Source organism: Hymenobacter oligotrophus, from assembly GCF_003574965.1.
Taxonomy (GTDB): Bacteria; Bacteroidota; Bacteroidia; order Cytophagales; family Hymenobacteraceae; genus Solirubrum; species Solirubrum oligotrophum.
Window position 1 is genome coordinate 2360303 of the sequence record NZ_CP032317.1, and the last position, 16878, is coordinate 2377180.

The 16878-nt window shown below is 58.5% G+C and carries 18 protein-coding genes; 14 read left to right on the forward strand and 4 right to left on the reverse strand.

Annotation, left to right across the window (positions count from 1 at the left end; translation table 11 throughout):
• Positions 1-101: 101 nt before the first annotated feature.
• Both D3Y59_RS10105 and D3Y59_RS10110 read right to left on the reverse strand, forming a co-directional pair.
• On the reverse strand, positions 102-1088 hold the full coding sequence (locus D3Y59_RS10105; RefSeq protein WP_119444942.1) for an L-threonylcarbamoyladenylate synthase: 987 nt from the start codon (positions 1086-1088) through the stop codon (positions 102-104).
• A gap of 264 nt (positions 1089-1352) precedes the next feature.
• Entirely contained in the window at positions 1353-1775 is a 423-nt protein-coding gene (locus tag D3Y59_RS10110) for a hypothetical protein (RefSeq protein WP_059067184.1), read from the reverse strand.
• A gap of 88 nt (positions 1776-1863) precedes the next feature.
• Between D3Y59_RS10110 and D3Y59_RS10115 the strand changes: the two genes are divergently transcribed.
• The 5 genes from D3Y59_RS10115 to D3Y59_RS10135 all read left to right on the forward strand — a co-directional run bounded on the left by D3Y59_RS10115 (position 1864) and on the right by D3Y59_RS10135 (position 6677).
• Complete coding sequence (locus D3Y59_RS10115; RefSeq protein WP_119444943.1) at positions 1864-2478, forward strand: HupE/UreJ family protein; 615 nt, start codon at positions 1864-1866, stop codon at positions 2476-2478.
• A gap of 178 nt (positions 2479-2656) precedes the next feature.
• Positions 2657-5014 carry a M1 family metallopeptidase gene (locus tag D3Y59_RS10120; protein WP_119444944.1) on the forward strand — a complete coding sequence of 786 codons (2358 nt, stop codon included), beginning with the start codon at positions 2657-2659 and terminating at the stop codon, positions 5012-5014.
• 84 nt (positions 5015-5098) lie between these two features.
• Positions 5099-5752, forward strand: coding sequence for a hypothetical protein (locus D3Y59_RS10125; protein WP_119444945.1), 654 nt, complete (start codon positions 5099-5101; stop codon positions 5750-5752).
• A gap of 61 nt (positions 5753-5813) precedes the next feature.
• Complete coding sequence (locus D3Y59_RS10130; RefSeq protein ID WP_119444946.1) at positions 5814-6188, forward strand: PH domain-containing protein; 375 nt, start codon at positions 5814-5816, stop codon at positions 6186-6188.
• A gap of 87 nt (positions 6189-6275) precedes the next feature.
• Positions 6276-6677, forward strand: a complete 402-nt coding sequence (locus D3Y59_RS10135) for a hypothetical protein (protein ID WP_162910680.1) — start codon at positions 6276-6278, stop codon at positions 6675-6677.
• Between the two features lie 84 nt (positions 6678-6761).
• Here D3Y59_RS10135 and D3Y59_RS10140 read toward each other — a convergent pair whose 3' ends face one another.
• Together D3Y59_RS10140 and D3Y59_RS10145 are read right to left on the reverse strand one after the other, a co-directional pair.
• On the reverse strand, positions 6762-8138 hold the full coding sequence (locus tag D3Y59_RS10140; protein WP_119444948.1) for an NAD(P)/FAD-dependent oxidoreductase: 1377 nt from the start codon (positions 8136-8138) through the stop codon (positions 6762-6764).
• A gap of 374 nt (positions 8139-8512) precedes the next feature.
• On the reverse strand, positions 8513-9187 hold the full coding sequence (locus D3Y59_RS10145; protein WP_240410328.1) for a carboxypeptidase-like regulatory domain-containing protein: 675 nt from the start codon (positions 9185-9187) through the stop codon (positions 8513-8515).
• A gap of 113 nt (positions 9188-9300) precedes the next feature.
• Here D3Y59_RS10145 and D3Y59_RS10150 point away from each other — a divergent pair, with 113 nt between their 5' ends.
• From D3Y59_RS10150 to D3Y59_RS10190, 9 genes are all read left to right on the forward strand, one after another.
• Positions 9301-9696, forward strand: coding sequence for an ArsR/SmtB family transcription factor (locus D3Y59_RS10150; RefSeq protein ID WP_119444949.1), 396 nt, complete (start codon positions 9301-9303; stop codon positions 9694-9696).
• A 50-nt stretch (positions 9697-9746) separates the two neighbouring features.
• Complete coding sequence (locus tag D3Y59_RS10155; RefSeq protein WP_119444950.1) at positions 9747-10067, forward strand: (2Fe-2S) ferredoxin domain-containing protein; 321 nt, start codon at positions 9747-9749, stop codon at positions 10065-10067.
• Between the two features lie 70 nt (positions 10068-10137).
• On the forward strand, positions 10138-10836 hold the full coding sequence (locus tag D3Y59_RS10160; RefSeq protein ID WP_119444951.1) for a YjjG family noncanonical pyrimidine nucleotidase: 699 nt from the start codon (positions 10138-10140) through the stop codon (positions 10834-10836).
• Positions 10837-11237: 401 nt separating this feature from the next.
• The gene (gene pruA, locus D3Y59_RS10165) at positions 11238-12908 is read left to right on the forward strand and encodes an L-glutamate gamma-semialdehyde dehydrogenase (RefSeq protein WP_119444952.1); all 1671 of its coding nucleotides are present in this window, start codon (positions 11238-11240) and stop codon (positions 12906-12908) included.
• A gap of 232 nt (positions 12909-13140) precedes the next feature.
• Positions 13141-13527, forward strand: coding sequence for an NADH-quinone oxidoreductase subunit A (locus tag D3Y59_RS10170; protein ID WP_119444953.1), 387 nt, complete (start codon positions 13141-13143; stop codon positions 13525-13527).
• Between the two features lie 171 nt (positions 13528-13698).
• Positions 13699-14256 (forward strand): NADH-quinone oxidoreductase subunit B, encoded by a 558-nt coding sequence (locus D3Y59_RS10175; protein ID WP_119444954.1) that lies wholly within the window; start codon positions 13699-13701, stop codon positions 14254-14256.
• A gap of 89 nt (positions 14257-14345) precedes the next feature.
• On the forward strand, positions 14346-14915 hold the full coding sequence (locus D3Y59_RS10180) for an NADH-quinone oxidoreductase subunit C (protein WP_119444955.1): 570 nt from the start codon (positions 14346-14348) through the stop codon (positions 14913-14915).
• 183 nt (positions 14916-15098) lie between these two features.
• A complete protein-coding gene (locus tag D3Y59_RS10185) occupies positions 15099-16289 on the forward strand; it encodes an NADH-quinone oxidoreductase subunit D (protein WP_240410597.1) in 1191 nt (396 codons plus the stop codon).
• Positions 16290-16301: 12 nt separating this feature from the next.
• Entirely contained in the window at positions 16302-16868 is a 567-nt protein-coding gene (locus tag D3Y59_RS10190) for an NADH-quinone oxidoreductase subunit NuoE family protein (protein ID WP_119444957.1), read from the forward strand.
• Positions 16869-16878 lie beyond the last annotated feature (10 nt).

The window sequence follows — 16878 nt, forward strand, 5'->3', positions numbered from 1 at the left end:
AGCACAGAATTGGAAGTGTGGAAATACCGCCAAAGCTACTCTGTTTTACAGGCAGTTGGCTAGGCTGCAGTTGCGTTTATTTTTTAGCTGAGTAGCCGTGCTTATCCGCGGGCGGCAGCCTTCTCCAGTCGCTCGTTCAGGGCCATGCCGATGCCGGTTTCGGGAAAGCGTTCGGCTAGCAAGTGCTGCAACCCGAGGCCATCGAGGTGGTGCAGGGCGGCGTACAGGCCGTGGGCGGCTTCGGCGAGGTTGCCGCGGCCGGGGCTAAGCACCACTTGCTGCTCGAGCGGCAAGCCGGGCAGCGGCTCGCGGAACGTGAGGGCGCCCGTGCTGCCAGCTTCAAAAGCCGGCGCGGCACCTAGGCCCGGGCCAAAAAGCTGTAGCGGCGTGTGGGGCGAGTAGTGGTAGGGCAACAAGCCAGGGCTGGCCACGCGCTGGGCTTTTTCGGCGGCCGTGCGCAGGCGCGCCGTGGGCACCACCTGCTGCAGCGCCTCCAGCGAAATGGCACCGGGCCGGTACACCACCGGCTCGCCCGCCGGCCCAAAGCCTACTACCGTGCTTTCGATACCAGCCTCGCAGGGGCCGCCGTCGAGCACGTACGGAATTTTGCCGCCTAACTGCCGCAGCACGTGCTCGGGCAACGTGGGGCTGATGTAGCCAAAGGGATTGGCCGAGGGCGCCGCCAGCGGAAAATCGAGCTGGTGCAGCAGTTGCTGCACCAGCGGGTGCGCCGGAATGCGCACGGCCACGTCGGGTAGGCCAGCGGTTACGGTATCGGGCACTACGGCGGGCTCGCGCGACAGCAGCAGCGTAAGCGGCCCCGGACTGAAGGCAGCCAGCAAGGTGTGCGCGGCGGCCGGCACGGCCCCGGGGCGCACGTAGCCGCCTAGGTGCTCGGGGCTGGCAAAGTGCAAAATGAGGGGGTTGCTCAACGGCCGGCCCTTTACCGCAAAAATGCGCTGCAGGCTGTCTTCGCGCAGGCCGTGGCCTGCCAACCCGTACACGGTTTCCGTCGGAATGGCAACCAGCTCGCCGGCCCGCAGCAGGGCAGCGGCACGGGCCACATCGGTACCTAAAAGTGTTTCCATAGCAAAGCACGCCGCAGCATCGGTGCGTAACGCGGGGACGAAGGTAGCGGCGACGCCGGTTATCAGTATCAGCTGCTGCTGGTTGGCCTTTTCGCACCTAGGCAACGGCGCAGCAAGGCCAGCGGTTACGCTGCTCGCGTTGCCCCTCCTTGATTGCTCCAAAATTATCTACGCTATTCAGGAGCACCCCTTCCTGTCAGAACAATGGCCCTAGGTGCTCGGCTAGTACTCCGCATCCAGGGCCACACCTTGTGTTGCTTATGGTTAGCGCGCCCGGAAGTACTCCGGCCGCAAGCGCTTCCGAATGTAGGCGGGTAGCGGCTTACCCTGCTGGTATTGCTTGATGTAAGCGTCTTCTTTCTTGCTGCCAAAGCGCGCAAGCTTACCAATGCCCACCGCCAAAAACGGCGCGGCAACGGCACCCGAAACCGCTACTCCGCTGGCGTCGCCGCTGGCCAGCACACCGCGCAGCAGCACCAACGAGCCGATGGCCGTAAACACCGTGCCGCCGTTGCGGCGCTTCCGAAACAGGGTTTGCACGGCCTGCACCGAGTCGTTTTTGGCTGCTACTTGCGGCGCAGCCTCAATGGGTGGTGCGGGTTTTTCGGGTAGCGAGGGGTTGGTTTGGGCCGATGCTCCGGCAGCCGAAAGCACCAACAACCCAGCTACTAGTATTTGCTTGCGCATCTGAACTCTAAGAGAAATGATTGGTGCAAGATAACGTCCGGCACCTCAACCGTAGTACAGATTTGCGCCGGGCGTATAGCTTTGCCGCATGTCCGTTTTCCAGACCTACCTGCAGCTGGGCTTCTACCACATCTTCAACCTGCAGGCCTACGACCACCTCGTGTTTTTGCTGGCGCTGTGCGCCCCCTACGTGCTCGGCGATTGGCGCCGCGTGGTGGCCCTCGTTACCAGCTTCACCATCGGCCACTCCATCACGCTGGCGTTGGCAACCCTAGGTGTCATTGCGTTCAATGCAGCCATTATCGAGGCGCTGATACCCGTTACTATTCTGCTTACCTGCCTGGCCAACCTGCTGCGCGCCGGCCGCCTCGAGCCACGCCGCAACGATACCCGCCGCACCGAACCCATTGTACTTACCCTGCCCAACCTGCTGGCGGCCGTTTTTGGGCTGATTCACGGGCTGGGTTTTTCGAACTACCTGCGCGAGCTACTGGGCCAAAACAGCCGCCCCGTGCTCGAGCTCTTTGCTTTTAACCTAGGCGTAGAGCTGGGCCAGCTGCTCATCGTGCTGATCATTTTGGTTGTGGGATTTGTGGTGCTGCGCGGGTTTGGGGCCTCCCGCCGCGACTGGGTGTTGGTGGTGAGCGGCGCCGCCGCGGGCATTGCTACCGTGCTGCTGCTGGGGCAGTTAACCGGCGCCTAGCCAGCAGAATTATCACCCAACCGGCAACTTTTTTCATCCTTCTGGCTTTTCCACACTGCTTACGCAGCCGTTGCACCGCCCCGCTGTTTTTGCCATTTAGCAATAGTACTTTCGGGGTTTACTGAGTTTTAACCGACGTAAGCTACCTTACAAGCCCATTCTGCCTCACTCACCATCCATGCGTTTTCGCCTACTACTCGCCGCGGGGGTTGCGCTGGCTTTGGCCACACCGGCCACGGCGCAGCAAACCCACTCCGGCACCGACAAATTTGCCCAGCTCGGCACTGAGCTGCCCACGCCCAACACGTACCGCACGGCATCGGGCGCGCCGGGCAAGGACTACTGGCAGCAGCGTGCCGACTACAACATTAAGGTGACACTGAACGACGAGAACCAGAGCATCACCGGCACCGAGGACATTACCTACACCAACCTCTCGCCCGACCGCCTCTCGTACCTCTGGCTGCAGCTCGATGCCAACATCTACCACCCGCAGTCGATGACGGCCCTGACGCAGACCGCCGAGCTGCGCGACCGGATGTCGTTTCAGGCCATGGAGTACCTGCAGCGCACGGGCTTCGATGGTTCGTTTAAAATCGACGATATCCGGATGAAAGGCGGCAGCAAGCAGCTGCCCCATACCATCAACTACACCATGATGCGGGTGGATTTGCCGCAGCCGCTGGCCCCCAAGCAGTCGGTCACCTTTACGGTGAAGTGGCACTACACCGTAAACGACCAGAAAGCCACCGGCGGCCGCTCGGGCTACGAGTTCTTCCCGGAGGATAAGAACTACCTCTACGAGATTGCGCAGTTTTACCCGCGCATGGCCGTGTACGACGACGTGAACGGCTGGCAACACAAGCAGTTCTTGGGCCAGGGCGAATTTACTTTGCCTTTCGGCGACTACCGCGTGAGCATCACCGCCCCCGCCGACCACGTGGTGGGCGCAACCGGCGTGCTGCAAAACCCCGATCAGGTGCTCACCGCTACCCAGCGCAAGCGCCTCGAGCAAGCCAAAAACGCCAAAAGCCCGGTGGTGGTGGTAACGCAGGACGAGGCTACAAAGGCCGAGCAAGGACGCGCCAAGGCCACCAAAACCTGGGTGTACGCCGCCAAAAACGTGCGCGACTTTGCCTGGGCCTCGTCGCGTAAGTTTATCTGGGATGCCATGGGCCTCAGCATCGAGGGCAAGCCCGTAATGGCCATGTCATACTACCCCAAAGAGGCCAACCCGCTGTGGGGCAAGTACTCTACCGAGTCGGTAGCGCACACCCTGCGCGTGTACTCGCGCATGACGGTGCCCTACCAGTACCCCGTGGCTATTTCGGTGCACGGCCCCATCGGCGGCATGGAGTACCCCATGCTGTGCTTCAACGGCTACCGCCCCGAGAAAGACGGCACCTACTCGGCCAACACCAAGTACGGCCTGATTTCGGTGGTTATCCACGAGGTGGGTCACAACTTCTTCCCGATGATTGTGAACTCGGATGAGCGCCAGTGGACGTGGATGGACGAAGGCCTGAACACCTTCATGCAGTACCTCACCGAGCAGGAGTGGGAGCGTGGCTACCCCTCGCGCCGCGGCGAGCCCAAGGACATTGTGCCTTACATGAGCATGGCCCAAAACCTGCAGAACCCGATCATGACGAACTCGGAATCGGTGCTGCAGCTGGGCAACAACGCCTACGGCAAACCCGCCACGGCCCTGAACATTCTGCGCGAAACGGTGATGGGCCGCGAGCTGTTCGACTTTGCTTTCAAAACCTACGCCAAGCGCTGGGCCTACAAGCACCCCAATCCTGCCGACTTCTTCCGCTCGATGGAAGACGCCTCGGGCGTTGACCTCGACTGGTTCTGGCGCGGCTGGTTCTACGGCACCGAGCACACCGATATCAGCATTGAGGGCGTGCAGTGGTACAAAGCCGATTCGAAAAACCCCGAAATCGAGAATGCCCGCCGCCGCGAAGAGCTGAACGCCGCTCCGCAGAGCCTCTCGCAGCAGCGCAACCTGCAGGACATCAAGAAGACGCTGGTTGACGACAAGCCCGAGCTGAAGGACTTCTACAACAGCTTCGACGCGCTGGCCGTAACCGATGCCGACAAGGCCAAGTACCAGAAATACGTGTCGGGGCTGAACCCCGAGCAGCAGCAGATCCTCAACAAGGGCCTCAACTTCTATCAGGTAAACCTGAAGAACCTAGGTGGCTTGGTGATGCCCGTCATCATTCAGATGACTTACAACGACGGCACCCAGGAGATTGTGAACATTCCGGCCGAAATCTGGCGCCGCAACAACGCCGAGGTAACTAAAGTGTTCATCACCGAGAAGCCGGTGGCCTCGTTTACCCTCGACCCGCTCGGCCAAACGGCCGACACCGACCTCTCGAACAACGGTTTTCCGCGCAAGCTGGCGCCGTCGCGCTTCGAGTTGTTCCAGCAGCAGCAACAAGCCCAGCCGAACCCCATGCAGCAGCGCAACGTGTCGTCGCAGCAGCCGCAGCAAGGCGGTGGCACTTCGGGCGGCACTCGCTAATCCTGCTTTCGTTTAGCTTTGAACAGCCGGGCCTTTCGGTCCGGCTGTTTTTGTTTAACGTTGGCTCTCTTCTATCCTTCGACGATGATCAAAAAGCCATACTTATTGCTCCTAAGTGCTTATTTCTATGGATGCCAACAGGAGGCACCGGCCGGTCTTAAAACCGAATCCTACCAATCGGCTAAAAATGTTGCTGCCCATGATTCACTGCGCCTGCAGCAGCTGCTGAGGTACTACCCTGAAGCGCGCCTGCCGCTTAAACTTTCAACTGAAGTAGCCGCAAAAGACACCTCAATTATGAGCCCTTTACCTGGGGAGAAACTAGTTCCTGACAGCTTGACAAGGTTGCTAGGGATAGGTGCCAACTCTGCAGGGAATGATGTATTCGCGGTAAGCAAGCTCCTCTTATCAAAGGAGAGGGTTGGTTTGTTTACTCGCGTTCCTGGAGAGTACGACCCCAGCAAGATCAAGCTCTCAATAGTAAATACCCGAACGGGCCAGATCGATGCTGACTTTGAAGTAGCCGAGACATATGGCGACGCTGGGGTTAGTTATGTGCGTACGACAGACGTGATTCGCACGCCAGAAGGTAGCTTACAGTTACTGGTTAACCAGGCAAACTGCTGGCCTTTGGATGAAGAGTTAAGCAACATCAAATGCGTTGACTCTTCTTTTATCTACAAATTTGGCAACTCTGATTTACGCTTGATGAACAAGAAGAAGCTAAAGGAATACTAAGTGTACTTCGCAGATACACAGCTGTATCTTACTCCCCAAACCAACACCTACCTCTCTTCCCATGGGCCTCCTCGACGCGATACTCGGCAACGCTTCGGAAAGCGACATTCAGGAAACGCAACAAGAACTCGCCCGCATTCTGGCCGCCGATGAGCGCGTGGAAAAAGCCTACGCCATCATCCGCGACCAGATCATCTTCACCAACAAACGCCTAATTTTGGTAGACAAGCAAGGCATGACGGGCAAGAAGAAGGAGTTTTTGAGCGTGCCCTACCGCAGCATCGACCGGTTTTCGATGGAAACCACCGGCCACTTCGACCTCGATGCCGAGCTGAAAATCTGGATACGCGGGCAGGTTGAGCCCATCAGCAAGAACTTCCGCAACGACCAGAACATCCACGACATCAGCCGGGCCCTGGCCGAGTACGCACTCTAGGGCAATAAGCTATTTTTCGGCAAGCTGCCAACTCACCTAGGATTGCTGTGCTCTTGAAGCCAGCAGAGTGTTCCTGCTCTATTCTTTATGAACCTACGATTTTCCTCTGTATTGCTGGGGCTAGCCGTTGGCCTGCTTGCCCTTGGCTGCGACAACTCCGATGACGAGCCGCAACCCTGCACCGCTGCCACTGTGCTGGGCGCGCACTGCGGTTCGGCGAGCGGCAACTATGGCTTTGTGCTCGAGGTACCCGCCGATTACCCTTCTTCGGTTTCCTGGACCGACCCGGCCACGGGCACAACGTACCAGCACGTAGTTACGGCCCTAAACTTACCCGCCGAGCTGCAGCACCGGGGGCACAAAATTTACTTTCAGGCACACCCGGCAACCAACGCCGAGCTAGCGGCCCTAGGTGCCCGCACGACCGACTGCCCGGCCCCTCCCCTGTTGGTTACGCTGGAAGGCTTCAGCACCACACCTTGCCGGTAGGCCGCAAGCGCATTTGCCCCAAACTTGCAACGGCCCCGCCGCTCAGCTGAGCGGCGGGGCCGTTTCGTTTAAGTGCCCTAGGTGCTAGGCTGCCGGAGTTTGAATGGCAGGCGGCGTGGGGTTGTACTGCGGTGTGGCCACTTGGTGCTCGGCCGCGCGCTTGCCTTTGTCGTCCTTCATGTCGCGGCGGTTAAAGGGGCGGATGATGAGGCGCAGGGCTTGATCGGAAGCGAAATAGCTGAACGCCCAGTCGACGAAGGCCACCACTTTGTTGCGGAAGCCCACGAGCGTCATCAGGTGCACGAACAACCACGTAAGCCAGCCCAGGAAGCCGCGGAAGTGCACGTCCTTGGGCAAATCGACCACGGCTTTGTTGCGCGCTACAATGGCCATTACACCCTTGTTGAAGTACTTAAACGGCACGGGCTGCTCGCGCCGGATCATGCGGCGGAAGTTGTCGGCCAGGTGCTCGGCCTGCTGCTGCGCCACGGGAGCCAGCATGGGCATGCCCTTGGGCATGTCGTCGGTTACCATGTTGGCCACGTCGCCGATGGCAAACACGTTTTCGAAGCCTTCTACCTGGTTCCAGCTGTTCACGTTGATGCGCTTGTTGCGCGTAACTACCTGCTCGGGCAGGCCGGGCAGGGCGGCACCGTTCACGCCGGCGGCCCAAATCAGGTTTTCCGTCGGAATGAAATCCGTTTCGGTGTAGTAGGCGCGGCAGTCTTCGAAGCGCTTGATGCCGGTATTCAGGCGCACATCCACGCCTAGCTCCTGCAAGTAGCGTAAAGCCTCCTGCTGCGATTTTTGCGACATAGGACCTAGGAGGGCCGGGCCGGCCTCCACCAGGATGATGTTCATTTGCTTTAGGTCGAGCTCGGGGTAGTCTTTGGGCAGCACCGTGCGGCGCATTTCGGCCAGCGAGCCGCTGATTTCGACGCCCGTTGGCCCCCCGCCCACCACCACGATGTTCATGAGGGCTTGGCGTTGCGCGGGGTCTTCTTTGAGTAGCGCTTTCTCAAAGTTCTGGAAGATGTAGCTGCGCAGGTTCAGGGCATTCGGGATGCTCTTGATCTGCATGGCGTTGCGCTCGATGCTTTCGATTCCGAAAAAGTTGGTGAGCGAGCCGGTGGCAACTACGAGGTAATCGTAGCTGACTTCGCCGATGTTGGTGTGCACCCGGTTGTTGGCGGTATCCACGTGCTCCACATCGGCCATGCGGTAGAAGAAGTTTTTCTGCCCCGCGAAGATTTTGCGGATGGGATAGGCAATGCTATCGGCCTCGAGGGCGCCCGTGGCTACCTGGTAGAGCAGCGGCTGAAAGTTATGGTAGTTGTGGCGGTCGATTACAACCACCTGCACCGGATCGTGCTTGAGCGACTGAGCCAGGCGCATACCGCCAAAGCCGCAGCCGATGATGACAACACGTGGGTGGTTCGATTTCGGAAGGTTCGTATCCATGGCAAACCGTGATGATGACGCGCCAAGGTAGCGCGTAATGGCACATTGCGGCCATTTCTCGCTTTACCGCGAAAGCATTATTTCGGTTGCCTCACCCCCGCCCCCCCCTACCTCGCTCCATGCGCGACATCGTGGAGAGGGGGAGCCAGCCGTCAGCAACGATTCCGTTCAACGCAGCGGGGCCGCCGAACTCTCGTTCGGCGGCCCCGCTGCGTTTGCCTGCTAATCTACTGGAGCACCTAGGGCGCGGCGGCGCAGGCGCCAGCCGCAGCCGCCGCAATCGTTGCTGACACCCGCGCCGCCGTGGCTCCCCCTTTCCCTCCGGAGAGGGGGCCGGGGGGTGAGGCAACCGGGGCCGTGCCCCGTAGGGCTCCTCAATCCTTCTTTTTGAACTCGCCGTTCTTAATCTGGTTGATCAGCTGCAGCCAGCTGAACGGATTTAGAAGCGGGTTATTGGAGTACGGGTTAGGCGCGGTGCCCATGCGCCGCTGCTGATCCAATTGCTGCATTTGCATGGTTTGGCGGTAATTGGCCATGCTGGTTACGGGCGCGTTCAGGAAAATGCGGCGCAGGATATCTTCGTTCAGGTTTTCGGCCGTGCGGGAGCCGCGCTCCTTGGGCAGCTTCAGCGCCAGAAACGCCCGCTTAAAGTCCTTTTCGGTTACGTACGGGAACACGCGTACCTCGGGCAGCACGGTGGCATCTTCTTTCAACTGCACAATTACGGAGTAGCTCTGTCGGGGGTAATCGGGCGGAATAACCACGTACTGGTTGCGGTAGCCCAGCGAGCGAATCACGATGCTGTCGCCGGCTAACACGGGTATCGAGAAGTAGCCGTACGCATTGGTGGCCGTACCGCGGCCGGCCTTGGGCACAAACACGGTAGCGCCGGGCACGCCCAGCAGCGAGTCGCCGGTGGCCACAATGCCGGTAAACTGTACAACCTGCCGCTGCCCTTGCGCGTGCGCGTGGCGGGGCAGCATAAAAGCAGCTACCAGCACAAGCAGCAAGCAAACTAGCAGATGGTTAAAGCGGGCAATGGTGGGCATGGAGGCAATTTGCAGATAAACAAAGATACAGTGCTTTCGCGGGGCGTAGGGCGGGGCTGGCTACCTTTGAAGAGCAGGCCAACTGCCACAATAACCCCCACGCTTGGCAAAAGATGCGTCTTAAACACTTTTCCGTTGCATTCGGGCTCAGCTTATACAAAGCCATGGGCGACGAATCGCGGGTGCGCATCTTGCATTTGCTTTGGCGCAATCAGGAAATGTGCATTTCCGACCTCGAGCAAGTGCTGGATTTCACCCAAACAAAAACCTCCAGGCAATTATCCTACCTGAAAAATGCCGGGTTGGTGAATTTCCGGCGACTTGATAACTGGATGTTTTATTTCATCAAAGACGAGGTCGTCGACTTGCTGCAGCAGCAACTCAGCTACATGGAGCGCGACCCGCAGCTAGTGAAAGACCAGAAGACCTACGACACGCTTTGGTCGAACCGCGAGCTGGCTGCGTATAAGCTGCAAAACCGTTACTGGACGGGCACCTCGCGCACCTAGGCCGCGCCCTCGGTTGCCCAAGCAAGTGCCGCAACGGACATTGCTGCCTCATGATATACCAGCACCACCTCTTCGTTTGCACCAATCAAAAGAGCGGCGTCGGCTCCGATGTGGCCAAGGCCATTAAGAAAGAGTTGAAAAAGCAGGACCTAAAAAAGCTGCTGATAGAGGGCAAAAAACGCAAGAACCGGGTGCAAACCGTGGGCTGCCTCGATGTGTGCAAGCAGTGCAAAAAAGGACACGGAGCGGCCTTGGTAGTGTACCCCGAGGGCGTATGGTACGGCAACGTGCACCCCCGCGACGCCGCCGACATCGTGCACCAGCACCTGGGCGAAGGCCTGGCCGTGGGTCGGCTCGTCATTGAAAAATAATCACCTAGGGCGCACCCAATTTCTTCGGAGCACTGTTCTTTGTGCTCATTCATTTGTAGTTACCTCCCACGTGAAAGCTTATCGCCATTTATTTTTCGACCTCGATCATACGCTGTGGGACTTTGAACGCAACGCCGACGAGACCCTGCGCCACCTCTACGCGCAGCACAACCTAGGCCGCTTCGGCAACTTCACGGTGGATGAGTTTATTGGCCGCTACAGTGAGGTAAACCACGGTTTGTGGCGCCTCTACCAAGCCAACAAAATTTCGCAGCAGCAGCTTCGCAGCGTGCGGTTTGTGCGCACCCTGGCCAAATTCGACGTACCCGAGGAAGAGGTACCGGCCACCATCAGCAACGACTTTACCGACCTGCTGCCGCAGAAATCGGCGGTGTTCCCGTACTGCCACGAGGTGCTCGACTACCTACGCGGCCGCGGTTACGAGCTGCACCTGATTACCAACGGCTTCAAGGATGTGCAGTACGTCAAGCTGGCGTCCTCCAACCTCACCGACTACTTCCAGGAAATTGTAACTTCTGAGTGTAGCGGTTGCCTCAAGCCCGACCGCCGCATTTTCGAGCACGCCCTGGAGCGCAGCGGTGCCAAAGCGCCCGAATCGCTGATGGTGGGCGACAACCTGGAATGCGACGTGCTAGGTGCCTACAACGCCGGCATCGACCAGGTGTACTTCAACCCCGATAAGCGCCGCCACTCAGCCGAAGTCACCTACGAAATCAGCTGCCTAAGCGAGCTGAAAGCGATTTTGTAGAAACTGGTCCTACCGGCTGTCATTGCGAGCCAAGCGAAGCAATCGGTCCTGGGCAGGGCACGACCCGTCACCCGGCACGAAGCGAAACCCGCCGCCTGCTGTAGCGCGGACTTTGGCTACGCCTTCCTGCGGTGGTAGTCCGCGCCCCCGCGTACCTTTCTCTAATCGTTGACCTAGGGAAAAAGAAGTTATGTCCGTGGACGCGGGCTTACAGAGTTCGCGCTACATCGTTCGGCCCGGCCTAGGTCGTTTCGGTTGCTGCTGGCTGAAGAGGCGTGCCCTGCTCAGGACCGATTGCTTCGCTTGGCTCGCAATGACAGCCGGTGCTCCCGCTTCTGCCTATTCGTTCTACCTTTGCCGCACATTCCAGACACCCCATCGCCAACAGATATTCCCACGCTATGGCCAACGGCTTTTTCAACGTACCTGCTCCCGTAAACGAACCCGTAAAAGGCTACGCGCCTGGCTCGCCCGAGCGCGCCGAGCTGCAAGCCATGCTTAAGGCGCTCAAAAAGCAGGAGCGCGATATTCCGATGTACATCGGCGGCCAAGAAGTGCGCACCGGCAACACCCAACGCATTGCGCCGCCCCACGACCACCAGCACACCCTAGGTCATTTTCACCTGGGCACGGCCGAGCACGTGCAGCAGGCCATTGATGCTGCCCTGGCCGCCCGCCCCGTGTGGGCCGAGCTGCCCTGGCAGGAGCGCGCCGCCATCTTCCTGAAAGCGGCTGAGCTGCTGGCCGGCCCCTACCGGGCGCGTATGAACGCGGCTACCATGCTGGGCCAGAGCAAAAACGCTTTCCAGGCCGAAATCGACGCGGCGTGCGAGCTGATCGATTTCTTCCGGTTCAACGTGCACTTCATGCAGCAGATCTACCAGCAGCAGCCCGAGTCGGCGCCTGGTATGTGGAACCGCCTGGAGCACCGCCCGCTCGAAGGCTTCTTGTTCGCGCTTACGCCTTTCAACTTCACCTCTATTGCCGGCAACTTGCCCACCGCCCCGGCCATGATGGGCAACGTGGTGGTATGGAAGCCTGCCAACACCCAGATTTACTCGGCGCAGGTGCTGATGGAGCTCTTCCAGGAAGCAGGCGTACCAGCTGGCGTTATCAACCTGGTGTACGTTGACGGCCCCACCGCCGGCGACGTAATCCTGAAGCACCGCGATTTTGCGGGCATCCACTTCACCGGCTCGACGGGAGTTTTCAACAACATCTGGAAAACCATTGGCCAGAATGTGGGTAACTACCGCTCCTACCCCCGCGTGGTGGGCGAAACCGGCGGCAAAGACTTCATCATCGCCCACGAGTCGGCGCACCCGCGCCAAGTGGCCACGGCTATTTCGCGCGGTGCTTTTGAGTTTCAGGGCCAGAAGTGCTCGGCGGCTTCGCGCGTGTACATCCCCAGCAACATATGGGACGAAGTGCGCCAGTACCTCATCGACGACTTGAAGTCGTTCAAGATGGGCGACGTAGAGGACTTCTCGAACTTCATCAACGCCGTTATCGACGAGAAATCGTTTGATAAGTTGGCCAAGTACATCGACCAAGCCAAGCAAGACGAGTCGGTGGAAATCATCGCCGGCGGCAACTACGACAAGTCGAAAGGCTACTTCGTCGAGCCGACGGTTATCGTGGCCAAAGACCCGCAGTACGTTACCATGTGCGACGAACTGTTCGGCCCGGTGCTGACGGTGCACGTGTACAACTCGCAGGAGTTCGAGAAAGCACTGGAGCTGGTAGACAACACCTCGCCTTACGCCCTTACCGGCGCCGTTTTTTCGCAAGACCGCTACGCCATCGACCTGGCTACGCGCAAACTGGTGCACGCAGCCGGTAACTTTTACATCAACGACAAGCCCACCGGCGCAGTGGTGGGCCAGCAGCCTTTCGGCGGGGCCCGCGCTTCCGGCACCAACGACAAAGCCGGCTCAATCCTGAACCTGCTGCGTTGGGTGTCGCCGCGCACCATCAAAGAAACCTTTGTGCCGCCCGTCGATTACCGCTACCCCTTCCTAGGTGTCGACAACCACGAGGATTTGAACGTGTCCGGCAAAGGCGGTTTTTAATCTCTGTTCGGCAAGTAAAAAGCCGTCCTGCGACAAACAGGGCGGCTTTTTTGTTTACAGAAGCAGGTGGCTATGTTGCGTTTTTAATTTTAGAACAATTCTAAGCTAAAGGCATCACACCACAACTCTGCGCTTCATCGGCATCTATGGTCTTTGATTCGTTGTAACCCCCCGGTTTTCATCCTACCTTTGCCCCCCAATGCCATTTCCTCAACAGCAACTTCCTGTTTCTATGCTGTTAGCTACCACTGCTGCGTACCAACCGGCCGACTACGTGCCGATTCTGATTCAACTGGGCCTCGCACTGGCCTTTGTGGCGTTTTCGATGATTGCTTCGCACCTCATCGGTCCCAAGCGCCACTCCAAAGTGAAGGACGCCTCTTTTGAGTGCGGCATCGAGTCGGTGGGCAACGCCCGTACTCCGATTTCGGTGAAGTACTTCCTGACGGCCATCCTCTTCGTGCTATTCGACGTGGAAGTTATCTTCATGTACCCGTGGGCAGTAAACTTCCGCGAGCTGGGTCTTTCCGGCTTCATCACGATGCTGCTGTTCATGACGCTGCTGCTGGCTGGCTTCTTCTACATCATCAAGAAAGGCATCCTGAAGTGGCAGCAGTAAGCAATGTTTAGAGCTTAGATGTAAGAGCCAAGAACCGAGGAGCTTTTCCCAAGTTCTGAGGTCTAAATTCTAAAATCTAAGTTCTGAAACCGCTGGCAAACCTTTGCATCCGGGCTGGTGTTCGGAGTAGGAGGTTGCCGCCGCAGCTTACACCTAACCAGATTTTTCGCCATGAGTGATAACCGTGTTCCTGAAATCAAGACGGTAGCCGCCCCCGAAGGCATTGAAGGCGCCGGCTTTTTTGCCACCTCGCTGGAGAAAGTAGTGGGCATTGCCCGCGCCAACTCGCTGTGGCCTTTGCCCTTTGCTACTTCGTGCTGCGGCATCGAGTTCATGGCTACCATGGGCTCGCACTACGATATTTCGCGCTTCGGCTCGGAGCGTCCGTCGTTCTCTCCGCGCCAGGCTGATTTGCTGATGGTGATGGGCACCATTGCCAAGAAGATGGCCCCCATTGTGAAGCAGGTATACGAGCAGATGGCCGAGCCCCGCTGGGTGCTGGCCATGGGCGCATGCGCTTCGTCGGGTGGTATTTTCGACAGCTATTCGGTATTGCAAGGCATCGACCGCATTATTCCGGTTGACGTGTACGTGCCCGGTTGCCCGCCCCGCCCCGAGCAAGTGCTGGAAGGCCTGATGCGCGTGCAGGAGCTGGCCAAAAACGAATCGTTGCGCCGCCGCAACTCGCCCGAGTATCAGGCATTGCTGGCCTCTTATAACATTAAGTAGTAATGAGTACGGAGTAGTGAGTATTGAGAAGCGCCCAATGGCCAATCCTCATCGCTCACTACTCAATACTTCATACTCAGTACTAATTCATGATCCAACTCAACACCTCGCCGGCCGCCCAGCAAAAAGCTGCCGACTACGTTAAAGCCCACGCTGCTATTAGCAACGAGCAACTATTGGCTCGCTTGCAGGAGCTTTTTGGGGCCGACACGTTCTCGGATGTGGAAGAGCCTTACGGCATGCTTACCGCTACGGTATCGCGCGAACGGATTCACGAAATCATCGACGTGCTGCACGGCGAGGAGCAGTTGCAACTCAACTTCCTTACCACCATGTGCGGCATGCACTGGCCCGACAAGGTAGGCCAGGAGCTTGGCGTGGTGTACCAGCTGCACAGCTTGGTGAACAACATCCGGTTGCGCCTGAAAATCTTCTTCCCCATTCAGGACCCGGTGGTGCCCACCCTCACGGATGTGTACGCCACTGCCAACTGGATGGAGCGCGAGGCTTACGACTTCTACGGCATCATCTTCACGGGTCACCCCAACCTCATTCGCATCCTGAATGTGGAGGACATGGACTACCATCCCATGCGCAAGGAGTATCCGCTCGAAGACGGCACGCGCGAAGACAAGACCGACCTTTTCTTCGGCCGCTAGGCCGAAATAGTAGCGAGTACTTAGTACCGAGTGTGGAGACCGTGCTTTTGCACCTCTTTTACTCACCACGACTTACTCAATACTCAGTACTTCATACTCAGTACTAAGTAAATGGCAACGAACGACGCACTCGAAGCGACCCGTCCTATACATCACGAAGCTGCCCAACAGCAGCGCGGCGTGATGGTCCAGAAGACCGAAGATTTCGGCCAGGACCTTACCACGCTGAACCTAGGTCCGACGCACCCGGCCACGCACGGCATCTTCCAGAACATCCTGCAAATGGATGGCGAGAAGATCGTGTCGGGCGTTCCGACGATTGGCTACATCCACCGGGCATTCGAAAAGATTGCCGAGCGGCGCCCATTCTATCAGATTACGCCGCTGACGGACCGGATGAACTACTGCTCCAGCCCCATCAACAACATGGGCTGGCACATGACGGTGGAAAAGCTGCTGGGCATTGAGGTGCCCAAGCGGGCCCAGTACATGCGCGTTATCATGATGGAACTGGCGCGCATTGCCGACCACCTTATCTGCAACGGCATCTTGGGCGTAGATACCGGCGCTTTCTCGGGCTTCCTCTACCTGTTCGAGGAGCGCGAAAAGATTTACGAAATTTACGAGGAGGTGTGTGGCTCGCGCCTCACCACCAACATGGGCCGCGTCGGCGGTATGGAACGCGACTTCTCCGAAGTGGCTATCCTGAAGCTGCGCAAGTGGATGAAGGAGTTTCCTGCGGTAATGAAGGAATTCCAGAACCTTTTCGACCGCAACCGCATCTTCATGGACCGCACCATTAACGTGGGTCCGATTTCGGCGGAGCGTGCGCTCAACTACGGCTTCACCGGGCCCAACCTGCGTGCGGCCGGCGTTGATTACGACGTGCGGGTGATGAACCCCTACTCCTCGTACGAAGACTTCGAGTTCGAAATTCCGGTGGGCACCAACGGCGACACGTACGACCGTTACCTAATCCGGAACGAGGAAATCTGGCAGAGCTACCGCATCATTGAGCAAGCGTTGGCCAAGCTGCCCGATGGCCCGTACCACGCCAATGCGCCGCATTACTACCTGCCGCCCAAAACGGAGGTGTACCGCAACATGGAAGCCCTGATTTATCACTTCAAGATCATCATGGGCGAAATTGAAGCTCCGGTGGGCGAAGTGTATCACTCCGTGGAAGGTGGCAACGGCGAGCTGGGCTTCTACCTAGTATCGGACGGCGGACGCACCCCGTACCGCCTGCACTTCCGCCGGCCTTGCTACATCTACTACCAGGCTTACCCCGAAATGGTGGTAGGCTCGACTCTCTCCGACGCCATTATTACCCTGAGCTCCATGAACGTCATTGCTGGCGAACTGGACGCTTAATCTGCGCTGCTTATGGAATCGACGACCGCGCCCGTAAAGCCGCAATTTTCGGAAGCCGCCAAGGCTGAAATTGCTCGTCTGCTGACCCACTACCCCGACGACCGCAAAAAGTCGGCTCTGCTGCCGCTGCTGCACATAGCGCAGGCCGAGTTTGGCGGCTGGGTAAGCCCCAAGGTGCAAGACCTAGTGGCCGAAACCCTAGGACTGAAGCCCATCGAGGTGTACGAGGTTTCCTCGTTCTACACGATGTTTAACCTCAAGCCGGTAGGCAAGCACGTGCTGGAAATTTGCCGCACGGGCCCCTGCATGCTGCGCGGCTCCGACGAGCTTACGGCCAACCTAGAGCGCATTACCGGCGCCAAAGTGGGCGAAACCTCGCCCGACGGCATGTTCACTTTGAAAGAAGTGGAGTGCCTGGCTGCCTGCGGCACGGCGCCCATTGTGCAGGTGCGCGAGAAGTACTACGAGCAGCTCGATTCGCCCGAAGCTGTTGATGCCATGCTCAACGAGCTGCGCAACATGGTGCACCGCCCGCTGCTCCCGTGGGAGCAAACCGGCCTGCAGCACACGCAACAATAATCTGAAGCAA